This window comes from Flavobacterium difficile (assembly GCF_011392115.1).
GTDB classification, from domain to species: Bacteria; Bacteroidota; Bacteroidia; order Flavobacteriales; family Flavobacteriaceae; genus Flavobacterium; species Flavobacterium difficile.
Genome location: NZ_JAAJBT010000001.1, coordinates 88,006 through 112,663, shown reverse-complemented (window position 1 = coordinate 112,663; position 24,658 = coordinate 88,006). Strand labels below are relative to the sequence as shown.

The following is a 24,658-nucleotide window of genomic DNA, read 5'->3' as shown; positions in this document are numbered from 1 at the left end:
ACAAGAATATAGAAAATACTATACTATTTTTCATCATCTTTTTTTGGTTGTGGTAAATTGATTAAGGTTTCTTCTAAAAATTCTACTTTACCTGTGTGAATGTCATATACTGCTCCAACAATTAATATTTCACCATCAACATACTTTTTATGCAAAATTGGTTCTAAATCTCTTAAATTATTCACTTGATCGATAACATTTTGTCTTACTGCATTATTAACTTGATTTCCAGGTAAATGCGAACATTTAGCAACTGCAGGTTTAATTTCATTAATAAGTGTCACAATATGTCCAGGTACATTTTCAGGACGTTCAACAGCAGCTGCTACTGCACCACATTCTGTGTGTCCCAATACTACGATTAACTTTGTCTTTAACTTTAAAGTTGCAAATTCCATACTACCATAAGATGCTGCAGCAGAAACTTGACCTGCAGTTCGTATGATGAATAAATCACCAAGACCTTGATCAAAAATCATTTCGTTTGGTACTCGCGAATCACTACAACCAACAATAGTTGCAAAAGGTTCTTGACCATCTTCTAATTTTTTAACGACATTCATGTCTTGTCGTGGTTTAATCGTTTTTCCTTCAACAAATCGTTTATTTCCACCCATTAATTTCTTCAAACCAATTCTTGGATCAGCGTAAGCAGAATCACGATCTACTACGTAATGGTCTTTTTTCCATGCTACAGAATCGGTTATCATTTTAGTGGTTTTTTTTTCTTTTTTTTGGGAAAAAGACAGTAAGGTAAAAAATAAGGTTGCGGATAAGAATACTAAATTTTTCATTTCACAATTAATTTTAATATTTATACTATTTTTATTAATACAAATATACACAAATTTGATAGCTTTACTATTAGTTTTGTGTATTTAACTTTTAATTATAATTTGTTCAAAAAAAAGACCCAACGAATTGAGTCTTATAATATAAAATTGATTTTTAAAAAAATTTAGATCGCTAACTAATAGATGTAACATCATAATCCGCATACACTTCTTTTATTTGATTAAAAACTTCAAATAATTCGTTGTGACCATCAGTGGTTACTAAGCGTTGTTTGTATTGTTTAAAATCATGGATGCCTTTGAAGTAATTGGTGTAGTGTCGGCGCATTTCTACGATTCCAACGCGTTCGCCTTTCCATTCCATAGACCAAATTAAATGGTTTTGAGCTGCTTCTACTCGATCTGCAACCGTTGGTGGCGCTAATTTTTCTCCTGTTTTGAAAAAATGTTTGATTTCATTGAAAATCCAAGGATAACCAATGGCGGCACGACCGATCATCATACCATCTAAACCAAATTTGTTTTTGTATTCTAAAGCTTTTTCTGGAGAATCGATATCACCATTTCCGAAAATTGGCATGGTGATTCTTGGATTATTTTTAATACGTTCTATATGCGTCCAATCCGAATGCCCTTTATACATTTGTGCACGCGTTCTAGCATGAACCGTTAAAGCTTGCACACCAATATCTTGTAAACGTTCGGCCACTTCGTCGATATTAATAGAATTCTCATCCCAACCCAAACGCGTTTTTACTGTAACGGGAAGACTAGTGCCTTTGATAACAGCTTTCGTAAGACGAATCATTAAATCGACATCTTTTAAAACGCCAGCGCCAGCGCCTTTACAAACTACTTTTTTTACTGGACAACCAAAATTAATATCTACCAAATCAGGCTGAACGGTGTCTACAATTTTAGCAGATAGTTCCATCGCTTCTTCATCACCACCAAAAATTTGAATACCTACTGGACGTTCGTAATCGAAAATATCCAGTTTCATTCGGCTTTTCATGGCATCACGAATTAAACCTTCAGAAGAAATAAATTCCGAATACATCAAATCGGCACCGTGCATTTTACACAAACGGCGAAATGGTGGATCACTTACATCTTCCATTGGAGCAAGAAGTAAGGGATAATCAGGTAAGATAATGTTTCCTATTTTTGGCATGGTGCAAAGATAATACAAAGTTAGAAGTTGGAAGTTGGAAGTTGGGATTTTTTTTTAAACATATAGACACATAGATTTTTAGAATGTGTTGACACGTATCGCTTAAAATCAGAACATATAGAATATACTTAATAAAACCTATTTTGGGTATTTTAAAAACATAGGCACATAGGTTTTAAACATAGATGGAGACGCTTCGCTTAACAAGAGAGCACATAAAAAACGCTGATGAAACGGATTTTTGTACAAATGTCTTATAAAAACTACAGTTGAATTCTAGCCCCGATAGGAGCGGCATCTCCCGATTTTTCTTCGGGAATATAGCGGATAGCGGGACCAATTGTCTTTTGAAAAACTAATTTTCTGCTTCTAATCCCGAAGCGTCGGGACTATCTTGGTTTTAACCAACTTTTTGGATTAAGAACCGTCGTGTTTTGATTGATTACAAATTTTAAAACCGAATTTCCTTTTGCATTGGTTTTGATTTTACCTAAAGTTTGTTTCGCTGTAACTTTGTTTCCTACGGCTACCGAAACACTACTTAAATTGCTGTAGGCTGTAAAGAAATCTCCGTGACGAACCAGAACAGTATAAGTATTAGTGGTTTGAGATATTTGTACACCTGAAACCTCTCCAGCAAAAACAGCTCTTGCTGAAGCTCCAGAATCGGTTGTAATATCGATACCGCTATTATGTATTACGATATTTTTGAATTCTGGATGCGGAACATCACCATATCCTGTTGAGATGTAACCCGTTTCTGTTGGCCAAGGCAATTGTCCTTTATTAGCTTTAAAACTATCAGAAGACAATTTACCTTCTGGAGTCAATTCGATTTTAGTAGAGGAAACTGGCGTAGTTTTAATTGGTGTTGTTGAACCCGATTTTTTAGCAGCTGCTAGCTGTTCTGCTTTTCTTTTTTTATTTTCTGCTGCAATCGCATCGTTAATCATTTTTTTGATTTTCTTATCGATAGCTTTAGATTCTTTTTGTTTGGCTGCTATTTCTGCGGTAATTTTTTTCTTATCTTTTTGAATCAGTTTCGCTGTTTTTTCTTTTTCTTGTTTTAATTTTTCGTGTTCTTCTTTAATTTTTGTTTTCTCAACAATTACTACTTCTTTTTCTTTTTTATTCGTTTGTAAACTAGCAACTGCAGTGCCTAATCGGGCTTGTTTGATTTTAATTTCTTCCGCTTGACGTTTTCTGTAACCTGCGTATTGCTTCATGTATTGCACTCGTTTATAGGCTTGTAAAAAACTTGAAGACGACAACACAAACATCACACGACTTTGCTCGGAACGACTTTTATATGATTTTACTATCATTTTAGCATAATCTTCCTTCATGATTTTTAAATCTCTATTTAACTTATTGATTTCCAATTGCGTTAAATAAATATTATCATCTAAAATTCTGGCTTGCTTGGCGATAGTAGAAATAATTTTTTCAGAAATTTTAATTTGCGCTTCTTGACCGGCAATCTCTTTTAAAACAGATTTTTCTTTTTTCTTTTCGTTTTGAAGTTTGGCTTTTAACTCAGCTTGTTCTCTTAAAAGTTGTTCTTTTCTTTGTTCCAATTTTTCTTTCTCGTCTATTTGCGCAGAAACAGATAAGGTAAAAAATACAACGAATAGGGTTAAAAGAAATTTGTTCATGCTAGAATTTTTTTTGCAAAATTAATCTATTTTTATTTGAGAATAACCATCTGGAATAGAATAAGGATACGATAATTCTTCATTAAACGTAATTTTCTTATATTCTACTTCAATTTTCACTTGATCTTTCTGATTGGCTAAAATAAAAACGCCAGTTGGCAAGAACATATTGTCTTGATTGGTAAAAGAAGGATAATTTATCAATACATTTCTGTTTTTAGAAGGTTGATTGATATATTGTTTCTTCAACAAATAATTAGCCGTTTCGAAACTAAAGGCTTTTTCTATATCTGATTTGTTTTTCGATTTTAGTTGGAACAAATTATCGGCAATTTCTGCGATAAATTCTTCTTTGGTTAAGTTGTCAATTGGTCTTCCCAAAAGTAAGTTTTGTACTTTTTGAAAATCTAAATCGGTTCCCAACATTTTGGTTAAAATTGAATAATCCCCATCAAAATAAGAATTATTAACTTTTTCATAATAACTTACACGAGTTGGCGTGATGAAAGCTTTTGCCATAGGAATTCCAAAGAATTTTAAATTGATCCAAATGATTTCATCTTTTTTAATTCTGATATCGGCGTTAATAGAAATAGATTGTTTTTTATCTTGATATTCTGCAGAAGATCGAATAGAAGCCGTTTGAAAACTAAGTCCATTTTCATAATGCTTTTGAATGATTTCTTTAGCTTTTTTATCTACAACAACTTCCTGAGATACAGCTTGTTCTGTAACCGTTTTTTTGGTTTTACAAGAAGCCAAAGTAAAGACAATTAATGTATATGTGATGATTTTTTTCATTAAAAATGGTTGTTATGTTTTTTGAGATTCTGAAACAGTTCAGAACGACAAACTTAGTGTTATTTTTTAGAAATTATATCTAATCGTTTTTGATAGGTTTGTTTCATTTTGGCATCAGCTAATCCGTCGGCACAAATTATAAATTGTTTACAAAAACCAGATTCTAAATTTGGGTCGTCAATTACATATTCGATACCCATTTCCAGAAAGTCTTTTGCTTTTTTATAATTTTTTAGATTGTTATAGCCTTTCCCAGCATAATAATACAAATTGGCTTTGGTTGGAAATAAGTCGATAAATGCTTCAGATTTTTTGGCCATTTTTTCATACTGCTTATTGAAATCGTATATATTTAGTAGCAAATCGATGGCTTCAATATCATTTGAATTGGATTTTTCCACATACTTTTGTGCCAATTCGAAATTGTTTTTATTGTAAAAAAACTTGCCTAATTCTTTATTGACATCCATTCCTGAACTCGCATCAAAATACGTTAACGTATTGTCGATTTCAGTAAGTAATTGTGGGTTTTTGGTAGCAAAAATTAGATATTCATTTAAAACTCTTTGTTTAATTTTAAAATCAATTTTAGTGCTTTTAACCACTCGTTTGTATGATTCTGTAGCTTTAGAACTGTCGTTGGCATTGATGTGAAATTTCACTAAACTTACATGGGCTAAATCGGAATTTGGAATTACTTTTTCCAATAATAAAGCGGTTTCAAATGCTTTTGCTTCCTGATTTGTAGTAGAATAATAAAGAATTAAATCGATATAATTTTGTTCTACGTTTGGATAGTTTTTTATGGCAGCTTCTAATTCAGTAACTTTTGGTTTTCCGCCTTTTTGCATGCTTTGAATTTGCATTTGGTAGGATTCCATAGCTTTTGTAAGCGTACCTTTACTTTCGATATCATCAATTACAGTTTTTGCTTTATCGAATTGCTGAGTAGTCATATATAAAGAAACTAAATCTTCTTTCATATTGGCATCAAAAGTGACTAATTTTTCAACAATTGGAATCGATTTAGTATAATTTTTACTTTGGTAATACACATCGTACAAACCGTTCCAATACCAACGTTGTTTAGGTTCTAAATCGACAGCTTTTTGAAAGGCATTTTCTGCTTCCACATAATTTTTTTGATTGAGATAATTGACTCCTAACTGATAATGAATTTCAGGATTATTGGGTTGCTTTTGCAAACATTTATCTAATGAAATAATAGCTTTGTCATAATTTTCAATAGCTTTTTGTTTCAAGGCTTCATAAAAATCAGATTCAAATTCATTGTCTACAGGTTCTACTTCTTCTGGATTAACTTGTCCGAAAGAAAGTTGAAAAAGGAAAAGAAAAGCTACTATTTTTTTCATGTTTTTGTTGTTACGCAGAGATACACAAAGCCTTAAGCAAAGTACCGCAAAATTTATTATTTATCTAAAAATTATGAAAACCTCATGCGATTTATGAGTATCAAAAATTATTCCATTGTTGAATAGTCGCCTAAACTTACACTGGTGAATTCGCCATTATAGTTTACGTGATTTCCAATCATCGCATGATCTAAATTTGCGTTTTTAATGTGCACGTGTGTTTGAATTAAACTGTTTTTAATAGTACTATTTACAACGTGGCACCCTTTCCCTAATGAAACATTTGGTCCGACAGTTGCGTTAACCAAAACTACATCTTCACCAATATAACAAGGCGGAATGATGGTTGCATTTTCTATTTTTACATCATAATCCACTAAATGTTCTCCATCATTATGCAAAAAGCCTAACATTCTGTTGTTGGTATCAACCGTAACATCTTTATTTCCGCAATCCATCCATTCGTCTACTTTTCCTGGTACAAACCTCATGCCTTTTGCCATCATTTGTTTGATTCCATCATTAATTTGGTATTCACCACCATGAATAATGTTGTTATCTAAAACCGCTTGCAATTCACTTTTTAGTACTGCAATATCTTTGAAATAATAAATTCCGATTACGGCTAAATCTGAGACAAACTCTTTTGGTTTTTCAACTAATTCAACAATTTCTCCGTTAGCATTTAAGTTGACTACTCCAAAAGCTTCTGGTTGATCAACTTGTTTCACCCAAATTACTGAATCGGCAGTCGCGTCCAATTCGAAATCGGCACGAATTAATGTATCTGCATAAGCAATTACTGCAGGACCGGATAAAGAATCTTTAGCACACATGATTGCATGACCAGTTCCTAAAGCTTCATTTTGGTAATAAATAGTTCCTTTTGCTCCAATTTTTGTTGCAATGGCTAATAAATCTTTTTCAACAGTTGCACCAAAACTTTCGTGAATGATAAAAGCCACTTCATCAATTGGTTGATTGATTACTTTGGCAATATCTTCTACCAAACGGTGTACGATTGGTTTTCCTGCGATTGGAATTAATGGTTTTGGAATGGTTAAAGTATGTGGACGAAGACGTGAACCACGACCTGCCATAGGTACAATTATTTTCATATGTTAGCCCCCTAACCCCCGAAGGGGGAATTCCTATTAGGGGTAAATAGGATTTTATTAATTCAACTTTCTATTTTTCTGCAATCTTGTCGGTTCCCCCTTTGGGGGTTAGGGGGCTTTATTTAATTCCCGTACTACCAAATCCACCTTCACCTCTTGAGGTTTCGGTTAATTCTATAGCTTCTTGCCATTCAGCACGTTCATGTTTGGCAATAATTAGTTGGGCAATTCTTTCACCATTTTCGATGATAAAATCTTCATTGGATAAATTTACTAAAATTACTCCAATTTCACCACGATAATCGGCATCAACAGTTCCTGGTGAATTTAAAACCGTAATTCCTTTTTTAAAGGCTAAACCGCTTCTTGGTCGAACTTGTGCTTCGTAACCAATTGGTAATTCTATAAAAAGCCCGGTTTTTACTAGCGTTCTTTCTAATGGTTTTAAAGTTACTGATTCGGTTAAATTGGCACGTAAATCCATTCCAGCTGAAGCGTTTGTTTCATAGTTTGGTAAAGGATGTTGCGATTTATTGATGATTTTTATTTGCATTTTTATATTGTTTTACCGCAAAGTTGCGAAGGTTTTTGGAAAAGTTCGCACGATTTTATTTTCGCTTAATAATTTTTAAAATTACTTCTTTTTCATTTTTGTAAATATAATAACTAAACCCAATGATTGCAAGAATTCCGAATACGAAAGTTTCTCTTAAAACGTTTACATAAAAGGAAATACAAGCTAAAAGTATCGAAGCGAAAAGGTAGGTTAGTATCTTTTTCATTTCAAAAGGAATGGGATATTTTTCTCTTCCTAAATAATACGAAATTACCATCATACTTCCATAAGCGCAAATGGTTGCAATAGCAGATCCTAAGTAACTCATGTTGAATGTTACTATTAAAACATAGTTTAAACTTAGCGTAATTATGGCGCCAATTACAGAAATGTAAGCACCAATGATGGTTTTATCAATTAACTTGTACCAAACGGATAAACTTGTATAAATTCCTAAAAAGAAATTGGCAATAATAATTAACGGGACAATTTTCATAGCTTCCCAGTATTCAGGCTGTCGTACTAAAAAGAATTTTATAATATCTGCAAAAACAATAACTACTAATAAAATCAATGAACCTAAAATCACAAAATATTTCGTAATGGTGGCATACGTTTGTGGTGCATTTGCATTTCCAGCTTGACTGAAGAAAAACGGTTCGATTCCTAGTGTATAGGCAGTTCTGAATAAAACCATAAACAATCCGATTTTATAACACGCTGAATAAGCTCCAACAGCTGCTTTTGCCGTTTCAGGATCTAACCATTCTGAAAGTAATATTTTATCTAAATGCTCATTGATTCCAAAAGCTAAACCTGCGAATAAAATAGGCCAACCGTATGTAAGCATTTGTTGCCATAGTACTTTATTAAACAACCAATTAGGCCGAAAATAATGTGGCATGAATAAGATAAAAGTAAACAAACTTGCAATTAAATTTGCTAAGAAAACATAGCCAATTTGGTAATCTTCAAAATAAAAAGTACTCCAAAATCCTTGCGGATTAGTTAGCGCTAAATTCGGTAAAATAGCCAATAAAAATACGTTCAGCAACATATTAATAATGACATTTGAAATTTTAAAAACAGAATATTTAATTGGTTTTTGTTCGGCACGAAGCTTTGAGAAAGGAATAATTACTAAAGCATCTAAAGCTAAAATCCAAATGGCGTAGTTTACATATTCTTTATCTACATTTAACAATCCGGCTAATGTTTTTTGAAATAAAAGTGTGATACACAAAAATAATATCGTACTCCAAAATATAGAAACAGTTGCTGTACTAATTACTTCCTTTTTATTTTCTTCTTTATGATAAAATCTGAAAAAGGCAGTTTCCATTCCGTAAGACAACACAATGTTAAAAAATATCATATAAGCATACAAAATTGTAACCTCTCCATACATTTCAGTTTTAGGCATGTAATTTGTGTGTAAACCAACCAACAAGAAACTGATAACACGAGGTAATACAGTAGCTATTCCGTAAATTAGAGTTTGTTTTAAAAGGCTTTTTTTGGCGCTCAATTTGTAATTTTTAGTGGTAACAAAAATAGTTAATTTCTTTTATTAATTGTAGGGTAAGCTAACATTGGAATTTCTTTTATATTATCGATAATAAGGAAACTTTCTTTACCGTCTATTTTAAAAAACACCTTTGCTTGATTCGGTTTCAAATCTGTTTTAATTGTTGGAGTTGGAATGGTTTCTTCTTTATTATCGAATGTTTTAATGGAAGCTTGATAAGATAAATCGTTCACTTTCATTATGGTTTCCTCTCTGTTTTGAAATTGAATTTTTATCAATTCCATATTAGATGGTAAACTCTTCAATAAGGTAATATCTAAAATGGTTCCGCCTCCAGCTCCCTTAACTCCACCTACCCAATTTTGATAGGTAATTTTTTCTATGTACTGTTTTTTATCTTGATTTATTTTACCTGTTGTACAGCTATTTAAGTTAAAAAAAGCAACTAAAACTAATGCAATTACCTTCATAATTACGGATTTAAAAATTTAACAAAATGAAAACCTTTAGGAACAAAACCTTGATTAATATAAAACTTTCCTGCTGTAAAATTGTTCGTATAAGCATCTAAACAAATTTGTGTTGCGCCTACGGTTTTAGCGATTTTATTGACTTCATTAATTAATAAATTCCCTATTTTTTTTCCTCTGTAAGCTGCCGCAACTATAAAATTATCAATTTCTACATACTTATCGCACCATAATTTTGTTCCAATCCAAACTCCAGTTAAAGCAATTGTTTCGTTGTTTTCAGTAACGATAATTTGACTATAATTTCCTTTAACTATTTCATCTAAAAGCGTGCTATATTTTTCAAGGGTATAATCAGGATATAACTCCTTGATAATTGGAAATTGCGCTAACATTTCTGTTTTTTGAGTTAATGTATGTATTTCCATTACTTCTTACCTAATAAGTTTTCATTAAATAATTCTAAAATTCTTCGGTATTCGTCTGTCCAAGAATACGATTTTTGGAAACCATGAGCTTCAACTGGAAATACAGCTAAATCCCAATCTTTTTTACCTAATTCTATAAAGCGCTGAGTGATTCTTATGATATCTTGAAATTGCACATTATCGTCTACCATTCCGTGCAACATTAATAATTTGTCTTGTAAATTATCAGCGAAATAAATCGGAGAACTTTTTTGGTAAGCTTTGGCATCTGTTTCAGGAAAATTCAGAATATTTGCGGTGTAACCTTGATTGTAATGTGCCCAATCGGTTACCGAGCGCAATGCTGCACCAGCTTTAAATTCTCCAGGTTTGGTTAATAATCCCATTAAAGTGATAAATCCACCATACGAACCTCCGTAAATTCCAACTCTATTTGCATCAATTCCTAATTTTTCGACAAGATATTTTTTTCCATCTAACTGATCTGATAAATCTAAACCACCCATATGTCGGTAAATTCCTGTTCTAAAATCTCTACCGTAACCATCACTTGCTCTGTAATCTATATCCAAAACCGTGTACCCTAAATCAGATAACAAGTTATGAAACATATATTCTCTATGATAAGTACTCCAATACTTATGTGCATTTTGTAAATATCCCGCACCGTGTACGAAAATGATAGCCGCTTTATTTTTATTTTCAGTTTTCGGATTATATACTCTGGCATAAACATCCGTTCCGTCTGCAGCTTTAAAGGAAATTACTTCTGGTGTTTTCCAATTGTACTTTTTGAATTCATTATAAGTTGAAAATGTAATTTGTTTTAATGATGGATTAGGTTTATTATCTGCTACATACACTTCCCAGGGTTTGTTGATGTAAGAATAACGAATTGCCAATTTCGTTTCATCTGGAGACAGCTCTACTTCAAAAGCACCGTCTTTCGTTAAAATAGGTGTTTTTTTACCTGACTGAATATCCAATTTGTAAAACGATCGATTACCAGGATGTGTTTCTGTAGTTGTAATATAAAAAGCATTACTTAAATTCGATAAAAGCACCTCACGAACTTCCCATTTACCCGATGTTAGTTGTGTTTTCTTTTTGGTTTCTAAATTTAAAGTATACAAATGAGAAAAACCAGTAGCTTCCGATTGAAAATAAATGGTTTTATTATCTGCTAAAAAACCTAATGTCCCGTTTCCGAAATTATAACCTGGAATACCTGGCCCACCAATCCATGCTTCATCATGTTGATAGTCTAACTCTGTAATTGTAGCAGTTTCTAAATTCAATTGAATAATCCAACGGTCTTTATTATCAAGACTTCTGGCTTCAAAAACCGCTAAGTTTCCTGATGCATTGTATATAGGTGCTTGCATGGTTATCGGTTTTTCAACTGGTTCCAACTCTTTTAAATTATCATATTCTTGATAATACTTAGGAAAAGTTTTAATACCTGTTAACTTTGAAAACGAAACTTGCAGTATAGTATCTTTTGCGACATTGTATACAAACATTTTGTGTTTACTAAGATTATTAACAGATACTTTTTCACGTGCAGATTTATTTTTTGTATAACCGTCAGCAGTAATAAAATTTTCTACTTTAGTATCTTTTGTAGTGGGATATTCTGATACTCTATAAGTTACATATTTACCATTTGGATTGATTTTTACTGCTTCTAAAGTATTCGAACCATAAAAGATTTCAGAGGGGAATTTTAGTTTATTAGCTTCTGATTGTTTTTTATTCCAATCCGATTTCGCATTTTCTTCATTTACATAAAGAAATAATTCTTTTTGTTGAGAAGTTAGAAAATTTTCATTTGATTTATCAGTAGAAGCTGTTCCGTTTTTGAAATTAGTTAATTGCACCAATTGGAAATTCATTACATTCAACTGATAAATATTTCTATTTTGTTGAAAAAAAATCACATCAGGATTGACACTTCTTTGAATGGCGTTAATAGTTGAAGTAGTTTGATATATGATTTTATTTTCTCTTGTCTTTTTATTATACGAAAACAAAGCACCTTGATTGGTATAATAAACGATTTCAAATTTATCTTGTCCTTGAAACTGAATGTCTGAGAATTGAAATTCTGATTTTGGCAAAAGCTTCGGTTCTGAAAAACCTGGTTGCCAATAATAAGTTTGATCACCTAATTCGTTTTTCGGATTCCAATCGAAATAAATTGTTTTTCCATCAACAGACCAACGTTGATTTGAAGGTTGTTGACCAATAAATTCATTTCCTTTCATGATTTCTTCAAGTTGAAGAGACTGCGAAAATAAAAAGAAAGAAAATAGTAAAAGAGAAGCGGTAAGAATGTTTTTCATGTTTATCAGTTTATACAAATATATAATTTTTTTTTGCCAAGATTTATACAGATTAACAAGGATTTTTGAATTACTGAAACAAAATTTGAAATTGTATCTCTTTAAATAGTAGAATTTATATCAAAAAAAAAGCCTCAATAAATTGAGACTTTTAGTTTATATAAAAATTAACTTTAATTAAGAATATTAATTATTCAAGGCTTCAGCACCACCTACAATTTCTAAGATTTCTCCAGTAATTGCAGCTTGACGTGCTTTGTTATAGGTTAACTTCAATTGGTTTCTTAAATCAGTTGCGTTGTCAGTTGCTTTGTGCATAGCTGTCATACGAGCACCGTGTTCTGCAGCGAAAGAATCTCTAACTGCTTTGTACAATTGAGTTTTTAATGATTTTGGTATTAATTCTAAAACAATTTCCTCTTTTGATGGTTCGAAAATATAATCTGATGAATTAGTGCTACCTCCTTTAATTGGTGCTAAAGGTAAAAACTGTTCGTTAACAACTATTTGAGTAGCTGCATTTACAAACTGGTTGTACACTAATTCGATTTTGTCATACTCACCATCTAAAAATAAATGTGTTAATGATTGCGCTATATCAGCAGTATTGTCAAAAGTTAAATCGTCGAAAATATCACTTCTGTTGGCAATTACATAATTGGTTTTGTGTAAACCATCATTAGCTTTTTTACCAATGGCAAAAATACCAACATTATCGTGACCGTATTTTTCAGTTAAAACTTTAACTTGTTTTAATACATTTGAATTTAAAGCACCACACAAACCTCTGTTTGACGTAATTGCTACTACTAAAACTTTTTTTACTTCTCTTTGAGTTGTATATTCAGCAGCTACATCACCTTCTAAAGAAGCACTTAAACTTTGAATTAACTCTGTTAATTTTTCTGAATAAGGTCGCATTGCAGTAATAGCATCTTGTGCTTTTTTTAATTTAGCAGCCGAAACCATTTTCATAGCAGAAGTGATTTGCATCGTTGACGATACAGATACAATTCTATTACGTATTTCTTTTAAGTTTGCCATTTTATTAATGTGTCAATTTGACAATTATCAATGTGCCAATTAGTTGACTAATGGGCACATTGGCTAATCGAAAATTAATTAGTATTTTGCAGAAATTTCTTTTGCAGCAGCTTCTAATACATTTGTGATGTTGTCATCAAATTTACCTGCCTTTAGTGCATCTAAAACATCTCTATGTTTTAAGTTTAAGAATTGAATATAATCTTTTTCAAATTCTTTAACTTTATTTACAGGAACATTTCTTAATAAGTTTTTAGTTCCAGCATAAATAATTGCTACTTGGTTTTCAACAGCAAACGGATCATTTAAACCTTGTTTTAAGATTTCCACGTTACGTTTCCCTTTTTCAATTACGTTTAAAGTAACTGCATCTAAGTCAGATCCAAATTTCGCGAAAGCTTCTAATTCACGGAATTGTGCTTGGTCTAATTTTAATGTACCAGATACTTTTTTCATTGATTTGATTTGCGCGTTACCTCCAACACGAGATACAGAAATACCAACGTTAATTGCAGGACGAACTCCAGAGTTGAATAAATCTCCATCTAAGAAGATTTGACCGTCAGTAATCGAAATTACGTTTGTTGGGATATAAGCAGAAACGTCACCCGCTTGTGTTTCGATAATTGGTAAAGCTGTTAATGAACCACCACCTTTTACAATTCCTTTTAAAGAATCTGGTAAATCATTCATGTTTTTAGCAATTTCATCATCGTTAATTACTTTACATGCTCTTTCTAATAAACGAGAGTGTAAGTAGAAAACGTCTCCTGGGTATGCCTCACGACCTGGAGGTCTTCTTAATAATAAAGATACTTCACGGTAAGCAACTGCTTGCTTAGATAAATCATCATAAATAATTAAAGCAGGACGACCTGAATCACGGAAATATTCTCCAATTGCAGCACCAGCCATAGGAGCATATACTTGCATTGGAGCTGGATCAGAAGCATTAGCTGCTACAATAACTGTGTAAGCTAAAGCACCTTTTTCTTCTAATGTTTTTGCGATAGCAGCAACTGTAGACGCTTTTTGTCCGATGGCTACATATATACAGAATACTGGTTGACCAGCATCGTAAAATTCTTTTTGATTTAAGATAGTATCTAAACAAACTGATGATTTACCAGTTTGACGGTCACCAATTACTAACTCACGTTGTCCACGTCCTACAGGAATCATGGCGTCGATAGCTTTGATACCAGTTTGTAATGGTTCAGTTACTGGTTGACGGAAAATAACTCCAGGTGCTTTACGCTCTAAAGGCATTTCATATAATTCACCACCGATTGGTCCTTTACCATCTATTGGGTTACCTAATGTGTCAACCACACGGCCAACCATTTGTTCACCAACTTTTAAAGAAGCAATTCTGTTAGTTCTTTTTACGTTAGAACCTTCTTTGATACCTGTTGATGGTCCTAATAAAACCACACCAACATTGTCTTCTTCTAAGTTCAATACGATAGCTTCTAATCCGTTGTCGAATTGAACTAACTCTCCGTATTGAGCATTTGATAAACCATATACACGAGCAATACCATCACCAACTTGTAGTACAGTACCTACTTCTTCTAACGTAGCACCAGATTGAAAATCTGATAATTGTTTCTTTAATATTGCTGAAATTTCAGCTGGTTTAATTTCTGCCATTTTATATATATTTAATGGTATTTATTTAATATGTAAATTCTCTTTTTAACTGTTGTAATTTATTAGCAACAGATGCATTATATTGTTTGTCTCCAATTCTTATTACAAAACCACCAATAATTGAAGCGTCTATTATGTTAGTTATTGATATAGAATTAGAAGAAAACTCTTTTAACTTATTCAAAACTTGAGCTTCTAATTCGGCAGTTAAAGGAACAGCAGTAGTTACTACAGCTTGTTCTACACCACTTTTTAGATCAAATAAATTATTAAATTGTAGGGCAATAGCACCTAAAATTTCAAATCTTTTGTTGGCTAATAACAGTTGAAACAAACCTTTAGTTTCAGTTTGCAATGATGGAAATATTTCGCTTAAAGCGTTCATTTTTACTGCATCATTCACAATTGGGTTAGATAAAAAGTCTTTTAACTCTTCACTTTCATTGATTGCAGTAACAATAGTTTTCATATCGTTATTTACGGCAGAAGTAGTATTACTTTCTGTAGCGATATCTAATATTGCTTTTGCGTATCTAATCGCAGCTCTTGACATAACTTAAGATTAGTTTAATTTAACATCAGCTAACATTTTCTCTACTAATTTAGTTTGAGATTCAGTGTTAGATAATTCTTCTTTTAATAATTTCTCAGCGATTTCTAAAGATAAAGAAGAAACTTGATTTTTAATTTCAGCAACTGCATTATTTTTTTCGCTTTCGATTGTTGCTTTCGCTTGTTCAATCATTTTTGCACCTTGAGCTTGCGCATCTTCCTTAGCGTCTGCAATCATTTTATCTTTGATAGCAGTAGCTTCTTTAATCATAGCATCTCTTTCAGCACGAGCTTCATCTAATAATTTTTGATTATCAGATTTTAAAGCCATCATTTCTTTCTTTGCGTTTTCCGCAGAAAGTAAAGCATCTTTAATACCTTCTTCACGTTCTGTGATAGTAGTCATGATTGGTTTCCAAGCAAATTTAACTAAAAGAAGTATTAAAACTACTAAAATTATTGCTTGCCAGAAAAATAATCCGAATGAAAAATCGTTAATTAACTTATCCATTTTATATTTGAGTTGATATTAATTTAATTTTTGAATAAAACAAACCTGCAACCAACCGTTACAGGTTTTGTTCTTTTTAATTAAGCTTTACCTAAGATTAAAGCAGCGAATGCTAAACCTTCTAATAATGCAGCAATAATAATCATTGCAGTTTGGATTTTACCTGCAGCTTCTGGCTGACGAGCAATTGCATCCATTGCAGAACCACCGATTTTACCTAAACCTAAACCAGCACCGATTACTACTAAACCTGCACCTACTAACATTGGAATGTTCATAATATATATATTAAAATTAAACTTGAATTAAATTTGATTAATGGTGATCATCATGATCGTGATCTTGAACTGCCATCCCAATAAATAATGAAGACAACATAGTAAAAATAAAGGCTTGTAAGAAAGCTACTAAAATCTCAATAATTGAAATAAACAAAGTTAAACCAATTGAAATCGGCATATCAGAAGCTAAATTTTTACCCACGAATATCATAGCAATTAAACTCATAATTACAACGTGGCCCGCTGTAATATTTGCAAATAAACGTATCAATAATGCGAAAGGCTTAGTTAGTGTTCCTAATAATTCAATAGGCATTAAAATGATTTTCATTGGAACAGGAACTCCTGGCATCCAGAAAATATGTTTCCAATAGTCTTTGTTAGCACTAAATTGAGTAATTAAAAATGTAAATAAAGCCAAACAAACCGTTACAGCAATATTTCCAGTAACATTAATTCCTAGCGGAGTCATTCCTAATAAGTTTAAAATCCAAATAAAAAAGAATACAGTTAACAAATAACCCATAAACTTTCTATATTTTTTTTCACCAATATTCGGAATAGCAATTTCATCTCTGATAAAAATGATAAGCGGCTCTAAAACACGACCGAAACCTGAAGGCAAACCACCATTCTTTTTATATGCTTTTGCTAAGCTAGTAAACATAAAGAAAACTAGAAAAGCAGCAAAAAGCATTGACACAACATTCTTTGTTATTGAAAAATCTAATGGCTTCACATTTGTTGGATGATCATGACCGTCAAGGGCTAAAGAGCCTTCTGCATCTGAAACATAAATTTTACCGTGGTGTAACTTGTAGAATGTACCGTCTACATTAGCTACCTCCTTATCATTATGGAATTGAGAAGAAGAAAAAACCTTCAAACCATTATCCCATAATATAATAGGTAATGAAAATCCATAATGCACACCTTTTTCTCCATCTGAGAAAAAATTAAAATCATAAGAATCTTGTAAGTGATGTTCAATGTAAGCATTTACAGCATCTTTTGTTTTTACAGCTCCTTCAACCTTGTGTTCAGTTGCCGCATGACCAGCTTCTGCTGCATGTTTTTCAACTGTAAGACTATCTTTCTCTGCATTTGAGAAACCAAGAAAAGGCATAGTTAAAATTACTATAGCTAAAAATAAATTCAGTGGCTTGTTGGAAATCACCATTTGATTATTAGATTTTATTGTTTAATTTTTTGCAAAAGTACAATTTTTATTAATATTACAAGATTCAAAATAATTTTTTTTTAATAATTTTTAATTTAAACGCTTAATTTTGATTTTTCAATAATTTTGACACGTAATAAACTTCCAAAATAAGGAAAAACATGTATATAGCACAAACAAATAATTTTGAATTAAAATCAAATACATATTGAACCTGAAGGAAATACACTAAAAATAAGTAAAAAAACACCATTTTTAAAGTAATAAAAAAAATAAACCAAAAACCTAAATTATCATTTTTGGCTAAATTCAATTTAGACAGAAAAATCAAATTGAAGACTGTTGTTGCTGCAAGAAAAAGAAAACTGAGTAGATAAAACATGCTTATTTAGTTTTAGAATTGATTTGATTTACTTGTCGAATTACGTTATAAAGTGAAAGCGCTACACCCAATAAGGTTAAAACTAGAAACCAAAGATTAGATTCGTTTGGATATTGTTCATCTACATACATCCCTATTTTCGCAAATATAAAAATAATACTCCCCATTTGAAAAGGAATACTTATTAGCTGCAACCAATGATTTATGGGTTTCTTCGCCATACAACTTTAAGTATTTTAAAATAAATTTAAAATTTACTTCGATTTCATTTCACAACTTGCTTCAAAAATCGCACCTGGTTCGATGGCTAATTTTCCAACTGTTACTTCGCCAGAAATTTTAGCCGTTTTTTTAATCCCAAGTAATTCTTCAACTACTAGTTTGCCGTTAAATTTACCTTCAATATCAATATTTTTGCAAGTAATATTTCCTTGCACTTTACTTTTCGGACCTAAAACAATTTTTCCTTTACATGTAATGTCTCCAATTAATTCACCATCTAGGCGAAAATCGGCAGCACAAACAATATTACCAAGAATTGTAGTTTGTTCTACTATTCGGTTTGTTTTTCCTAATAAATCGTACTCTGATTTTTGTTTTTTATCTAGCATTTTTACTTGATTTTAGCTAAATATTCCTCTAAGTTTTTCTTTACTTGCACCACTTTATAATCTTCATTAGAAATAATTATTGGCAAGTCTTTTAACTTGTAATCTTTGTGTTCTTTTAGGTAATTAACAATTGATTCTGCTGTCATTTTATTTATAATTCCGTGTAAAACTATCATGTTTTTATCTACATTATAAATATCATTGGAGACTTTTATTTTAACATCACCTGATTCTTTAGCATATTTATTTAATTTATCCAATAAATTTTTATGCGTACTTTCATTTGGATAATTCGTAACAAAAACCAAATTAAAACTTTTAGCAGGAGATCCAAAATCCAATGCTTCTAATGCTGGAATATCTGTAGCCAAAATCGCTTCAATTTTTTTTGTTTCTTCTCCTTTTGGATAATTTTTAACCACTTTTTGCAATGCTATTTTGTAGGCTGAAAGTCCAAATAAACGTGCTGAAATTTTCGCTTTTAACACATCAAATTTTGCATTCAATTCGTCGCCATCATACTTTTGAACTAAGGCATCAACCTCAGCATTAGCTTCCCTAAACAAGCCTTTTTCTATTTTAGCATACAAAGCATTAAATTCAGAATCCGCCGTTACATCTGCATTTATAGTTGTATTGTTAAAAGAAGATGCGTATCGGCTTTCTGGATATTCTGAAATAATCTTTTGTTTGTAAACAGTTGCTTTCCCATCTTTCTCCAAGTCATATAATTGGTATAAATTATAATACGTTGGCAAAATTAATTTTCTTTCAGGTTGGTTTACTAAAATATCTTCAAAAGAAGTTATTGCTAATTTATTTTCTTTTAACTTTTCTTTAAAAATAGAACCTAGTTGAAATCGTGCATAATTAGCTTCAAGGGTTAAACTGTCTAAAACTTTTACATCTTTTGGTAATTTTTCTATATAAAAAGCAGTTGTATATTTTGGCGCTACACCTTCTTCTTTTGTAGAAATAATTTCATCTTCTATTACATCACCAGAAGTAATATTGTCTGAATTTTGATTAGAACTACCAGAAATTTTCCAGTTGTCGCCAAGTACTTTTTCACCCCATTTCTTCTTGAAATTTAATTTCCCTTGCGCAACTGTTGCGGGATTGTAAAAATAAAAACTACTTTGTAATCCGCCAGTATTAGCTTGAATTGAGGCACTTGGCAAGGTTGGCGTGCTTGGTACGTTTATTTTTTGAGGTGCAATTGCATCTTGTTTGGCTTGAGATTTTCCACCTGAAGGAGGACCACCAGGACCAGGAGGCAATAACATATTTTCATTTGGCTTATCCGGCGACATCATATCCATTTTTGGATTTGAATTTTGACCAATGTCGATTTTATTTTCAACGATTTTTTTAGCAGCAATAGAATCGGAAATTTTCAATCTATTAATATAATCTTGAAAATATTTCACCTTATCCGATGATGACATTTTTGATATCACAATAACACTATCCGCTTGCTTTATAATGTCTTGATATTTGACTACATCTGCTAAAATATCTAATTTCTTTTTTAAGGGTTTAAACTCTTTACTCTTTTCAGTCAAGTGAATTAAAGTAGAATCTAAATACTTTTTTGAAGCATGAAAATTTTGATTCTTATAATAAATACTAGAAATGTTTCTGTAATTTGAGGCTGCTAAATACCTATCTGTTGACATGTTTCTTAGCGATTTATTATAATTTGAAATGGCTAAATTATCATTCCCTTTTTTGTCATAAAAAACAGCTCTTTGATGATGAATTGCATCTCTAAACGTTTTGTTTTCAATATTTTCTAATAATTTATCTAATTTTTTATGAAAAACAATTGTGTCACCCGTTTCAAAATCGAATTGAAGTGCTTGTCGTAAGTGTGCATAAATAGTATAATTACGTGGCGATTTACGCTTCATGTCAATCACTTCTTGATACGCTACGAAAGCGCTGTCTTTATAATTTAACTTCTCGTACAACTGAGCTAAAATAAAAGTATAACGCGCTCTTTCTTCTTTTAACTTAGTTTCTTTTTTCGAAATTTTAACAGAAGCTATTGCACTATCCAAAACATTTGTAGTAATGTAAGCTTGTGCCAATACGGAATGCACATCTGCCAAGTCTTGGGCTTTAATTTTAACTTGACCTTTAAGAGTTCGGTTAAGATTTTTTATAGCTAATTGTTCGTTCTCTAATTTTAAATTTACTTTTTCTCTCCAAACTTGAGCTTGATACACATTATTGCTGTTCGGATATTTGTACAAAATGTAATTAAATGCTTCCATTGCTGGTAAATACCTGTGCTCATAGTATCTAGATTTACCCAACATTAAATACGATTCATCAATTTGACTGTTTTTTTCAAAACCACCAATATTCATAGAATGTTTTTGAATCGCTTTGGTTGCTTTAGTTTCAGCACGTTCAAAATTTGCATTTTTAGTATCGCCTGGTTTTTGTTCTTCTTCTGTAATTTGCATTCTTTCTAAAGGAAGCACTTCCCAAAAATTGTCAGAATAAGTTGCTTTAACATCTAAAATTCCTTTTTGTAAAGCTAAATCACCATTATAAAGCGTATTATATTTTGTGTTTTTAGTATGCCAAGTTCTATTTACAAAACTGTCTTTTTTTGTCGAACAAGCCAAAAGAATAGCTATTATCCCGAAAGAAAGTATATATTTTAAATTTTTCTTTTTCAATGTATTATGATTTTTATAAATAACTTTAAATTTGGTTATTTAGTATGCAAACGTGTAAAAATAAGTTTTTTTTTTGAAAGATAGTCACAACTTTTTAAGATTATATCATTTCAATTAATTCCAAAGCTTTGTTGATACTTTTTACGTTTTCGAATGTAATTAAAAGTCGCAATCCATTTTTGGTTTCTTTTTCTTTTACTTTACATAAATTTCCGTTTTGTTGCGCGAATTTCATCACATGCATAAATCGGTTGCTTTGGTAAAAATTAGATTGTTGATCGCCAATAAAATAACCAACCATTTTGTTTTGCTTTAGAATCAATCTTTCTAAACCTATTTGTTTGGCTTTCCATTTGATTCGAACACTATTTAATAACGAAACCGCTTCTTTTGGCAACGGTCCGAATCGGTCAATTAACCTTTGTTCATAAGCCTCTAATTCTTCAATATTTTTAACCGAACCTAATTCGTTATACAAACTTAATCGTTCTGAAATGTTATTAATATATTCATCTGGAAACAGCAATTCGAAATCAGTGTCAATTTGAAATTCTTTTACAAACTCTTTGGTTTCGATATCATTTTCTTCTTGGTATAAATCGGCGAATTCGTTTTCTTTTAATTCGTCAATAGCTTCGTTCATGATTTTTTGATACGTATCGAAACCAATTTCATTAATGAAACCACTTTGTTCTCCACCCAATAAATCTCCAGCACCACGAATTTCTAAATCTTTCATGGCGATGTTGAAACCACTTCCTAAATCTGAAAATTGCACTAAAGCATTGATTCGTTTTCTTGCATCATCTGTCATTACCGAATCTGGCGGTGTAATGTAATAACAAAAAGCTTTTTTATTACTTCTTCCCACTCGACCACGCATTTGATGCAAATCAGACAATCCGAAATTATTGGCATTATTGATAAAAATAGTATTCGCATTAGGTACATCTAAACCACTTTCGATAATGGTTGTCGCCACTAAAACATCAAAATCACCTTCAATAAAAGCTAGCATCAATTCTTCTAACTTTTTTCCATCCATTTGTCCGTGTCCAATTCCGACTTTGGCATTTGGTACCAAACGCTGAATCATTCCAGCAACTTCCTTAATATTTTCGATTCGATTATTGATAAAAAACACTTGTCCACCACGTTCAATCTCGTATGAAATCGCATCACGAATGGTTTCTTCGTTAAAGCGAATGACGTTCGTTTCAATAGGATACCTATTTGGCGGCGGCGTTGTAATTACTGATAAATCTCGCGCTGCCATTAACGAAAACTGTAGCGTTCTTGGAATCGGTGTGGCTGTTAAAGTTAAAGTGTCGATGTTGGCAGCAATCGTTTTTAGTTTGTCTTTTACGTTTACTCCAAATTTTTGTTCTTCATCTACAATTAGCAAACCTAAATCGCGGAATTTTACGTTTTTATTCACCAATTGATGGGTTCCAATTACGATATCCACTTTTCCTTCTTCTAAATCTTTTAAAGTATCCGCTTTTTGTTTCGCCGTTCTAAATCGATTCAAATAACTTACAGTTACAGGCATGTCTTTTAGTCTATCAGAAAAAGTTCTATAATGTTGATAGGCCAAAATAGTTGTTGGCACTAAAACAGCCACTTGTTTTCCGTTATCAACAGCTTTAAATGCGGCACGAATGGCGACTTCTGTTTTTCCGAAACCCACATCACCACAAACCAATCTGTCCATTGGCCTGTCGTTTTCCATATCCATTTTCACATCGTGAGTTGCGGTAATTTGATCAGGAGTATCTTCATAAATAAATGAACTTTCTAATTCTTTTTGCATGTAAGAATCCGGACCAAAAGCATAGCCTTTATCCAAACGACGTTTCGCATACAATTGAATTAAATTGAATGCAATATGTTTTACTCGAGCTTTAGTTTTTTGTTTTAATGCTTTCCAAACGCCACTTCCTAATTTGTATATTTTTGGTGGCGCGCCATCTTTACCCGTATATTTTGAAATTTTATGAAGCGAATGAATACTTACGTATACAATATCATTATCGGCATACACCAACTTTATCGCTTCTTGTGTTTTCCCTTCCACTTGAATTTTTTGCAAGCCTCCGAATTTCCCAATTCCGTGATCAATGTGCGTGACATAATCGCCAATAGACAAAGCCGTTAATTCTTTTAACGTAACCGTTTGCTTTTTGGAAGCATTATTTTTGATAGAAAACTTATGATAGCGTTCAAAAATTTGATGATCGGTATAACAAGCAATTTGCATTTCTTCATCAATGAATCCAGAAAACAATGGAAAAACGATAGTTTCGTATTTATCTTTTACATTTTTAGCGGCATCTTCATCAATATCTTTAAAAATTTCTTTGAATCTTTTGGCTTGATTTTCGTTCGAAGAAAACAAGAAGTTTTTAATGCCGTTATGGTAATTATCATTCAAATTATTTAGCAACAAATCGAATTGTTTGTTGAACGACGGTTGGGGTTGAGTATAAAATTCGAATGTTTTTTCCGATTTAAAAACAGGACTTTTATCTAATTCGATAACCGAAAAATCTAAGGCTCTTTTTAAAAAGGTTTCCTGATTGATAAATAATTCTTCTGGTTTAGAATGATTGATGGTTAATGTTAAATTCGAATAGGCTTCTTTGGCTTTATCGTACAATCGGTCTAATTTACTTCCAGTTGATTCTGTATTTTGCAGTACAAGTACTGTTTTTTCTGAAATGTAATCCAAGAAATTTTCACGTTTTTCTTGTAAAACTTTATTTTCTACATTTGGAATAATGGCAATTTTAGACACTTTCTCTTTCGACAATTGGGTTTCAATATCGAAGGTTCGAATGCTGTCGACTTCATCACCAAAAAACTCTATTCTGTAAGGAATATCATTTGAAAAAGAAAATACGTCAATAATTCCACCACGAACTGAAAATTCACCAGGTTCTGAGACAAAATCGACACGTTTAAAATTATATTCGAACAACGTTTCATTGATAAAATCGATAGATAATTTATCGTTTACTTGGACTTTTAGCGTGTTTTTGTCTAATTCTTTTCTGGTTACTACTTTTTCGAAAATAGCATCTGTATACGAAACAATTATGGCAGGTTTTTTTCTAGAATTGATTCGATTTAAAACTTCAGCACGTAACAAAACATTAGCATTATCCGTTTCCTCAATCTGATACGGTCTTCTAAAAGAACCTGGATAAAATAAGACATCTTGATCGTTTATAAGCGCTTCTAAATCGTTTAAATGATACGCGGCTTCCTCTTTATCATTAAACAACAATAAAAAAGGCAATTCCGATTTTTTAAACAAGGCATCTACAACAAATGATAAGGAAGAACCTACTAAACCGGTAATATTTATTTTTTTACGAGACGCAAAAAATTCAGCAATTTGTCCGATTTTAGGATTTTGCTGATATTTTTGAAGGATTTCTGATTTACTCAATGTTTTTAGTTTTTAGCCAAAAGTCATTAAGTACGAAAGCAGAAAGTTAAATGTT

General features: G+C 31.8%; 21 protein-coding genes. All 21 read right to left on the bottom strand.

What is annotated here, in order from left to right:
* Positions 1 to 23: 23 nt before the first annotated feature.
* The 21 genes from G4D72_RS00480 to mfd all read right to left on the bottom strand — a co-directional run bounded on the left by G4D72_RS00480 (position 24) and on the right by mfd (position 24,603).
* A complete protein-coding gene (locus G4D72_RS00480; RefSeq protein ID WP_207784829.1) occupies positions 24 to 794 on the bottom strand; it encodes a carbonic anhydrase in 771 nt (256 codons plus the stop codon).
* Between the two features lie 172 nt (positions 795 to 966).
* A complete protein-coding gene (gene dusB / locus G4D72_RS00475) occupies positions 967 to 1,968 on the bottom strand; it encodes a tRNA dihydrouridine synthase DusB (protein WP_166075618.1) in 1,002 nt (333 codons plus the stop codon).
* Positions 1,969 to 2,357: 389 nt separating this feature from the next.
* Positions 2,358 to 3,623, bottom strand: coding sequence for a murein hydrolase activator EnvC family protein (locus G4D72_RS00470; protein ID WP_166075617.1), 1,266 nt, complete (start codon positions 3,621 to 3,623; stop codon positions 2,358 to 2,360).
* A 21-nt stretch (positions 3,624 to 3,644) separates the two neighbouring features.
* Positions 3,645 to 4,424, bottom strand: a complete 780-nt coding sequence (locus G4D72_RS00465) for a DUF4292 domain-containing protein (RefSeq protein ID WP_166075615.1) — start codon at positions 4,422 to 4,424, stop codon at positions 3,645 to 3,647.
* Positions 4,425 to 4,483: 59 nt separating this feature from the next.
* On the bottom strand, positions 4,484 to 5,797 hold the full coding sequence (locus tag G4D72_RS00460; RefSeq protein WP_166075614.1) for a tetratricopeptide repeat protein: 1,314 nt from the start codon (positions 5,795 to 5,797) through the stop codon (positions 4,484 to 4,486).
* A gap of 107 nt (positions 5,798 to 5,904) precedes the next feature.
* A complete protein-coding gene (locus G4D72_RS00455) occupies positions 5,905 to 6,915 on the bottom strand; it encodes a sugar phosphate nucleotidyltransferase (RefSeq protein WP_166075612.1) in 1,011 nt (336 codons plus the stop codon).
* A gap of 118 nt (positions 6,916 to 7,033) precedes the next feature.
* A complete protein-coding gene (gene dut / locus G4D72_RS00450) occupies positions 7,034 to 7,468 on the bottom strand; it encodes a dUTP diphosphatase (RefSeq protein WP_166075611.1) in 435 nt (144 codons plus the stop codon).
* A 55-nt stretch (positions 7,469 to 7,523) separates the two neighbouring features.
* Complete coding sequence (locus G4D72_RS00445) at positions 7,524 to 8,999, bottom strand: lipopolysaccharide biosynthesis protein (protein ID WP_166075610.1); 1,476 nt, start codon at positions 8,997 to 8,999, stop codon at positions 7,524 to 7,526.
* Positions 9,000 to 9,028: 29 nt separating this feature from the next.
* Positions 9,029 to 9,469, bottom strand: coding sequence for a hypothetical protein (locus tag G4D72_RS00440; protein ID WP_166075609.1), 441 nt, complete (start codon positions 9,467 to 9,469; stop codon positions 9,029 to 9,031).
* Between the two features lie 2 nt (positions 9,470 to 9,471).
* The gene (locus G4D72_RS00435; protein WP_166075608.1) at positions 9,472 to 9,897 is read right to left on the bottom strand and encodes a GNAT family N-acetyltransferase; all 426 of its coding nucleotides are present in this window, start codon (positions 9,895 to 9,897) and stop codon (positions 9,472 to 9,474) included.
* Positions 9,897 to 12,242: a S9 family peptidase gene (locus G4D72_RS00430; RefSeq protein ID WP_166075607.1), complete on the bottom strand. Its 2,346-nt coding sequence runs from the start codon at positions 12,240 to 12,242 to the stop codon at positions 9,897 to 9,899. Before G4D72_RS00430 ends, G4D72_RS00435 begins: the two co-directional genes overlap by 1 nt.
* 186 nt (positions 12,243 to 12,428) lie before the next feature.
* Entirely contained in the window at positions 12,429 to 13,286 is an 858-nt protein-coding gene (atpG, locus tag G4D72_RS00425; RefSeq protein WP_166075605.1) for an ATP synthase F1 subunit gamma, read from the bottom strand.
* A gap of 78 nt (positions 13,287 to 13,364) precedes the next feature.
* The gene (gene atpA, locus G4D72_RS00420) at positions 13,365 to 14,939 is read right to left on the bottom strand and encodes a F0F1 ATP synthase subunit alpha (protein WP_166075604.1); all 1,575 of its coding nucleotides are present in this window, start codon (positions 14,937 to 14,939) and stop codon (positions 13,365 to 13,367) included.
* Between the two features lie 25 nt (positions 14,940 to 14,964).
* The gene (gene atpH, locus G4D72_RS00415) at positions 14,965 to 15,492 is read right to left on the bottom strand and encodes an ATP synthase F1 subunit delta (protein ID WP_166075603.1); all 528 of its coding nucleotides are present in this window, start codon (positions 15,490 to 15,492) and stop codon (positions 14,965 to 14,967) included.
* A 9-nt stretch (positions 15,493 to 15,501) separates the two neighbouring features.
* Positions 15,502 to 16,002: a F0F1 ATP synthase subunit B gene (locus G4D72_RS00410; RefSeq protein ID WP_166075602.1), complete on the bottom strand. Its 501-nt coding sequence runs from the start codon at positions 16,000 to 16,002 to the stop codon at positions 15,502 to 15,504.
* A gap of 80 nt (positions 16,003 to 16,082) precedes the next feature.
* Positions 16,083 to 16,280 (bottom strand): ATP synthase F0 subunit C, encoded by a 198-nt coding sequence (atpE, locus tag G4D72_RS00405; protein ID WP_014082777.1) that lies wholly within the window; start codon positions 16,278 to 16,280, stop codon positions 16,083 to 16,085.
* A 37-nt stretch (positions 16,281 to 16,317) separates the two neighbouring features.
* Positions 16,318 to 17,463 (bottom strand): F0F1 ATP synthase subunit A, encoded by a 1,146-nt coding sequence (gene atpB, locus G4D72_RS00400; RefSeq protein WP_166075601.1) that lies wholly within the window; start codon positions 17,461 to 17,463, stop codon positions 16,318 to 16,320.
* A gap of 384 nt (positions 17,464 to 17,847) precedes the next feature.
* A complete protein-coding gene (locus G4D72_RS00395) occupies positions 17,848 to 18,066 on the bottom strand; it encodes an AtpZ/AtpI family protein (RefSeq protein ID WP_166075600.1) in 219 nt (72 codons plus the stop codon).
* Positions 18,067 to 18,099: 33 nt separating this feature from the next.
* Complete coding sequence (locus G4D72_RS00390; RefSeq protein ID WP_166075599.1) at positions 18,100 to 18,456, bottom strand: bactofilin family protein; 357 nt, start codon at positions 18,454 to 18,456, stop codon at positions 18,100 to 18,102.
* A gap of 2 nt (positions 18,457 to 18,458) precedes the next feature.
* On the bottom strand, positions 18,459 to 21,149 hold the full coding sequence (gene porW / locus G4D72_RS00385) for a type IX secretion system periplasmic lipoprotein PorW/SprE (RefSeq protein WP_166075598.1): 2,691 nt from the start codon (positions 21,147 to 21,149) through the stop codon (positions 18,459 to 18,461).
* 100 nt (positions 21,150 to 21,249) lie between these two features.
* Positions 21,250 to 24,603 (bottom strand): transcription-repair coupling factor, encoded by a 3,354-nt coding sequence (gene mfd / locus G4D72_RS00380; protein ID WP_166075597.1) that lies wholly within the window; start codon positions 24,601 to 24,603, stop codon positions 21,250 to 21,252.
* Positions 24,604 to 24,658 lie beyond the last annotated feature (55 nt).

Bases quoted from the DNA above. Each gene is read 5' to 3' on its own strand.
- G4D72_RS00465 (WP_166075615.1), bottom strand. From the start codon at position 4,424: ATGAAAAAAATCATCACATATACATTAATTGTCTTTACTTTGGCTTCT.
- G4D72_RS00480 (WP_207784829.1), bottom strand. From the start codon at position 794: ATGAAAAATTTAGTATTCTTATCCGCAACCTTATTTTTTACCTTACTG.
- G4D72_RS00470 (WP_166075617.1), bottom strand. From the start codon at position 3,623: ATGAACAAATTTCTTTTAACCCTATTCGTTGTATTTTTTACCTTATCT.
- G4D72_RS00430 (WP_166075607.1), bottom strand. From the start codon at position 12,242: ATGAAAAACATTCTTACCGCTTCTCTTTTACTATTTTCTTTCTTTTTA.
- dut (WP_166075611.1), bottom strand. From the start codon at position 7,468: ATGCAAATAAAAATCATCAATAAATCGCAACATCCTTTACCAAACTAT.
- dusB (WP_166075618.1), bottom strand. From the start codon at position 1,968: ATGCCAAAAATAGGAAACATTATCTTACCTGATTATCCCTTACTTCTT.
- atpH (WP_166075603.1), bottom strand. From the start codon at position 15,492: ATGTCAAGAGCTGCGATTAGATACGCAAAAGCAATATTAGATATCGCT.
- G4D72_RS00460 (WP_166075614.1), bottom strand. From the start codon at position 5,797: ATGAAAAAAATAGTAGCTTTTCTTTTCCTTTTTCAACTTTCTTTCGGA.
- G4D72_RS00440 (WP_166075609.1), bottom strand. From the start codon at position 9,469: ATGAAGGTAATTGCATTAGTTTTAGTTGCTTTTTTTAACTTAAATAGC.
- G4D72_RS00395 (WP_166075600.1), bottom strand. From the start codon at position 18,066: ATGGCGAAGAAACCCATAAATCATTGGTTGCAGCTAATAAGTATTCCT.
- G4D72_RS00410 (WP_166075602.1), bottom strand. From the start codon at position 16,002: ATGGATAAGTTAATTAACGATTTTTCATTCGGATTATTTTTCTGGCAA.
- atpA (WP_166075604.1), bottom strand. From the start codon at position 14,939: ATGGCAGAAATTAAACCAGCTGAAATTTCAGCAATATTAAAGAAACAA.
- atpG (WP_166075605.1), bottom strand. From the start codon at position 13,286: ATGGCAAACTTAAAAGAAATACGTAATAGAATTGTATCTGTATCGTCA.
- G4D72_RS00455 (WP_166075612.1), bottom strand. From the start codon at position 6,915: ATGAAAATAATTGTACCTATGGCAGGTCGTGGTTCACGTCTTCGTCCA.
- atpE (WP_014082777.1), bottom strand. From the start codon at position 16,280: ATGAACATTCCAATGTTAGTAGGTGCAGGTTTAGTAGTAATCGGTGCT.
- G4D72_RS00435 (WP_166075608.1), bottom strand. From the start codon at position 9,897: ATGGAAATACATACATTAACTCAAAAAACAGAAATGTTAGCGCAATTT.
- G4D72_RS00390 (WP_166075599.1), bottom strand. From the start codon at position 18,456: ATGCTAGATAAAAAACAAAAATCAGAGTACGATTTATTAGGAAAAACA.
- atpB (WP_166075601.1), bottom strand. From the start codon at position 17,463: ATGGTGATTTCCAACAAGCCACTGAATTTATTTTTAGCTATAGTAATT.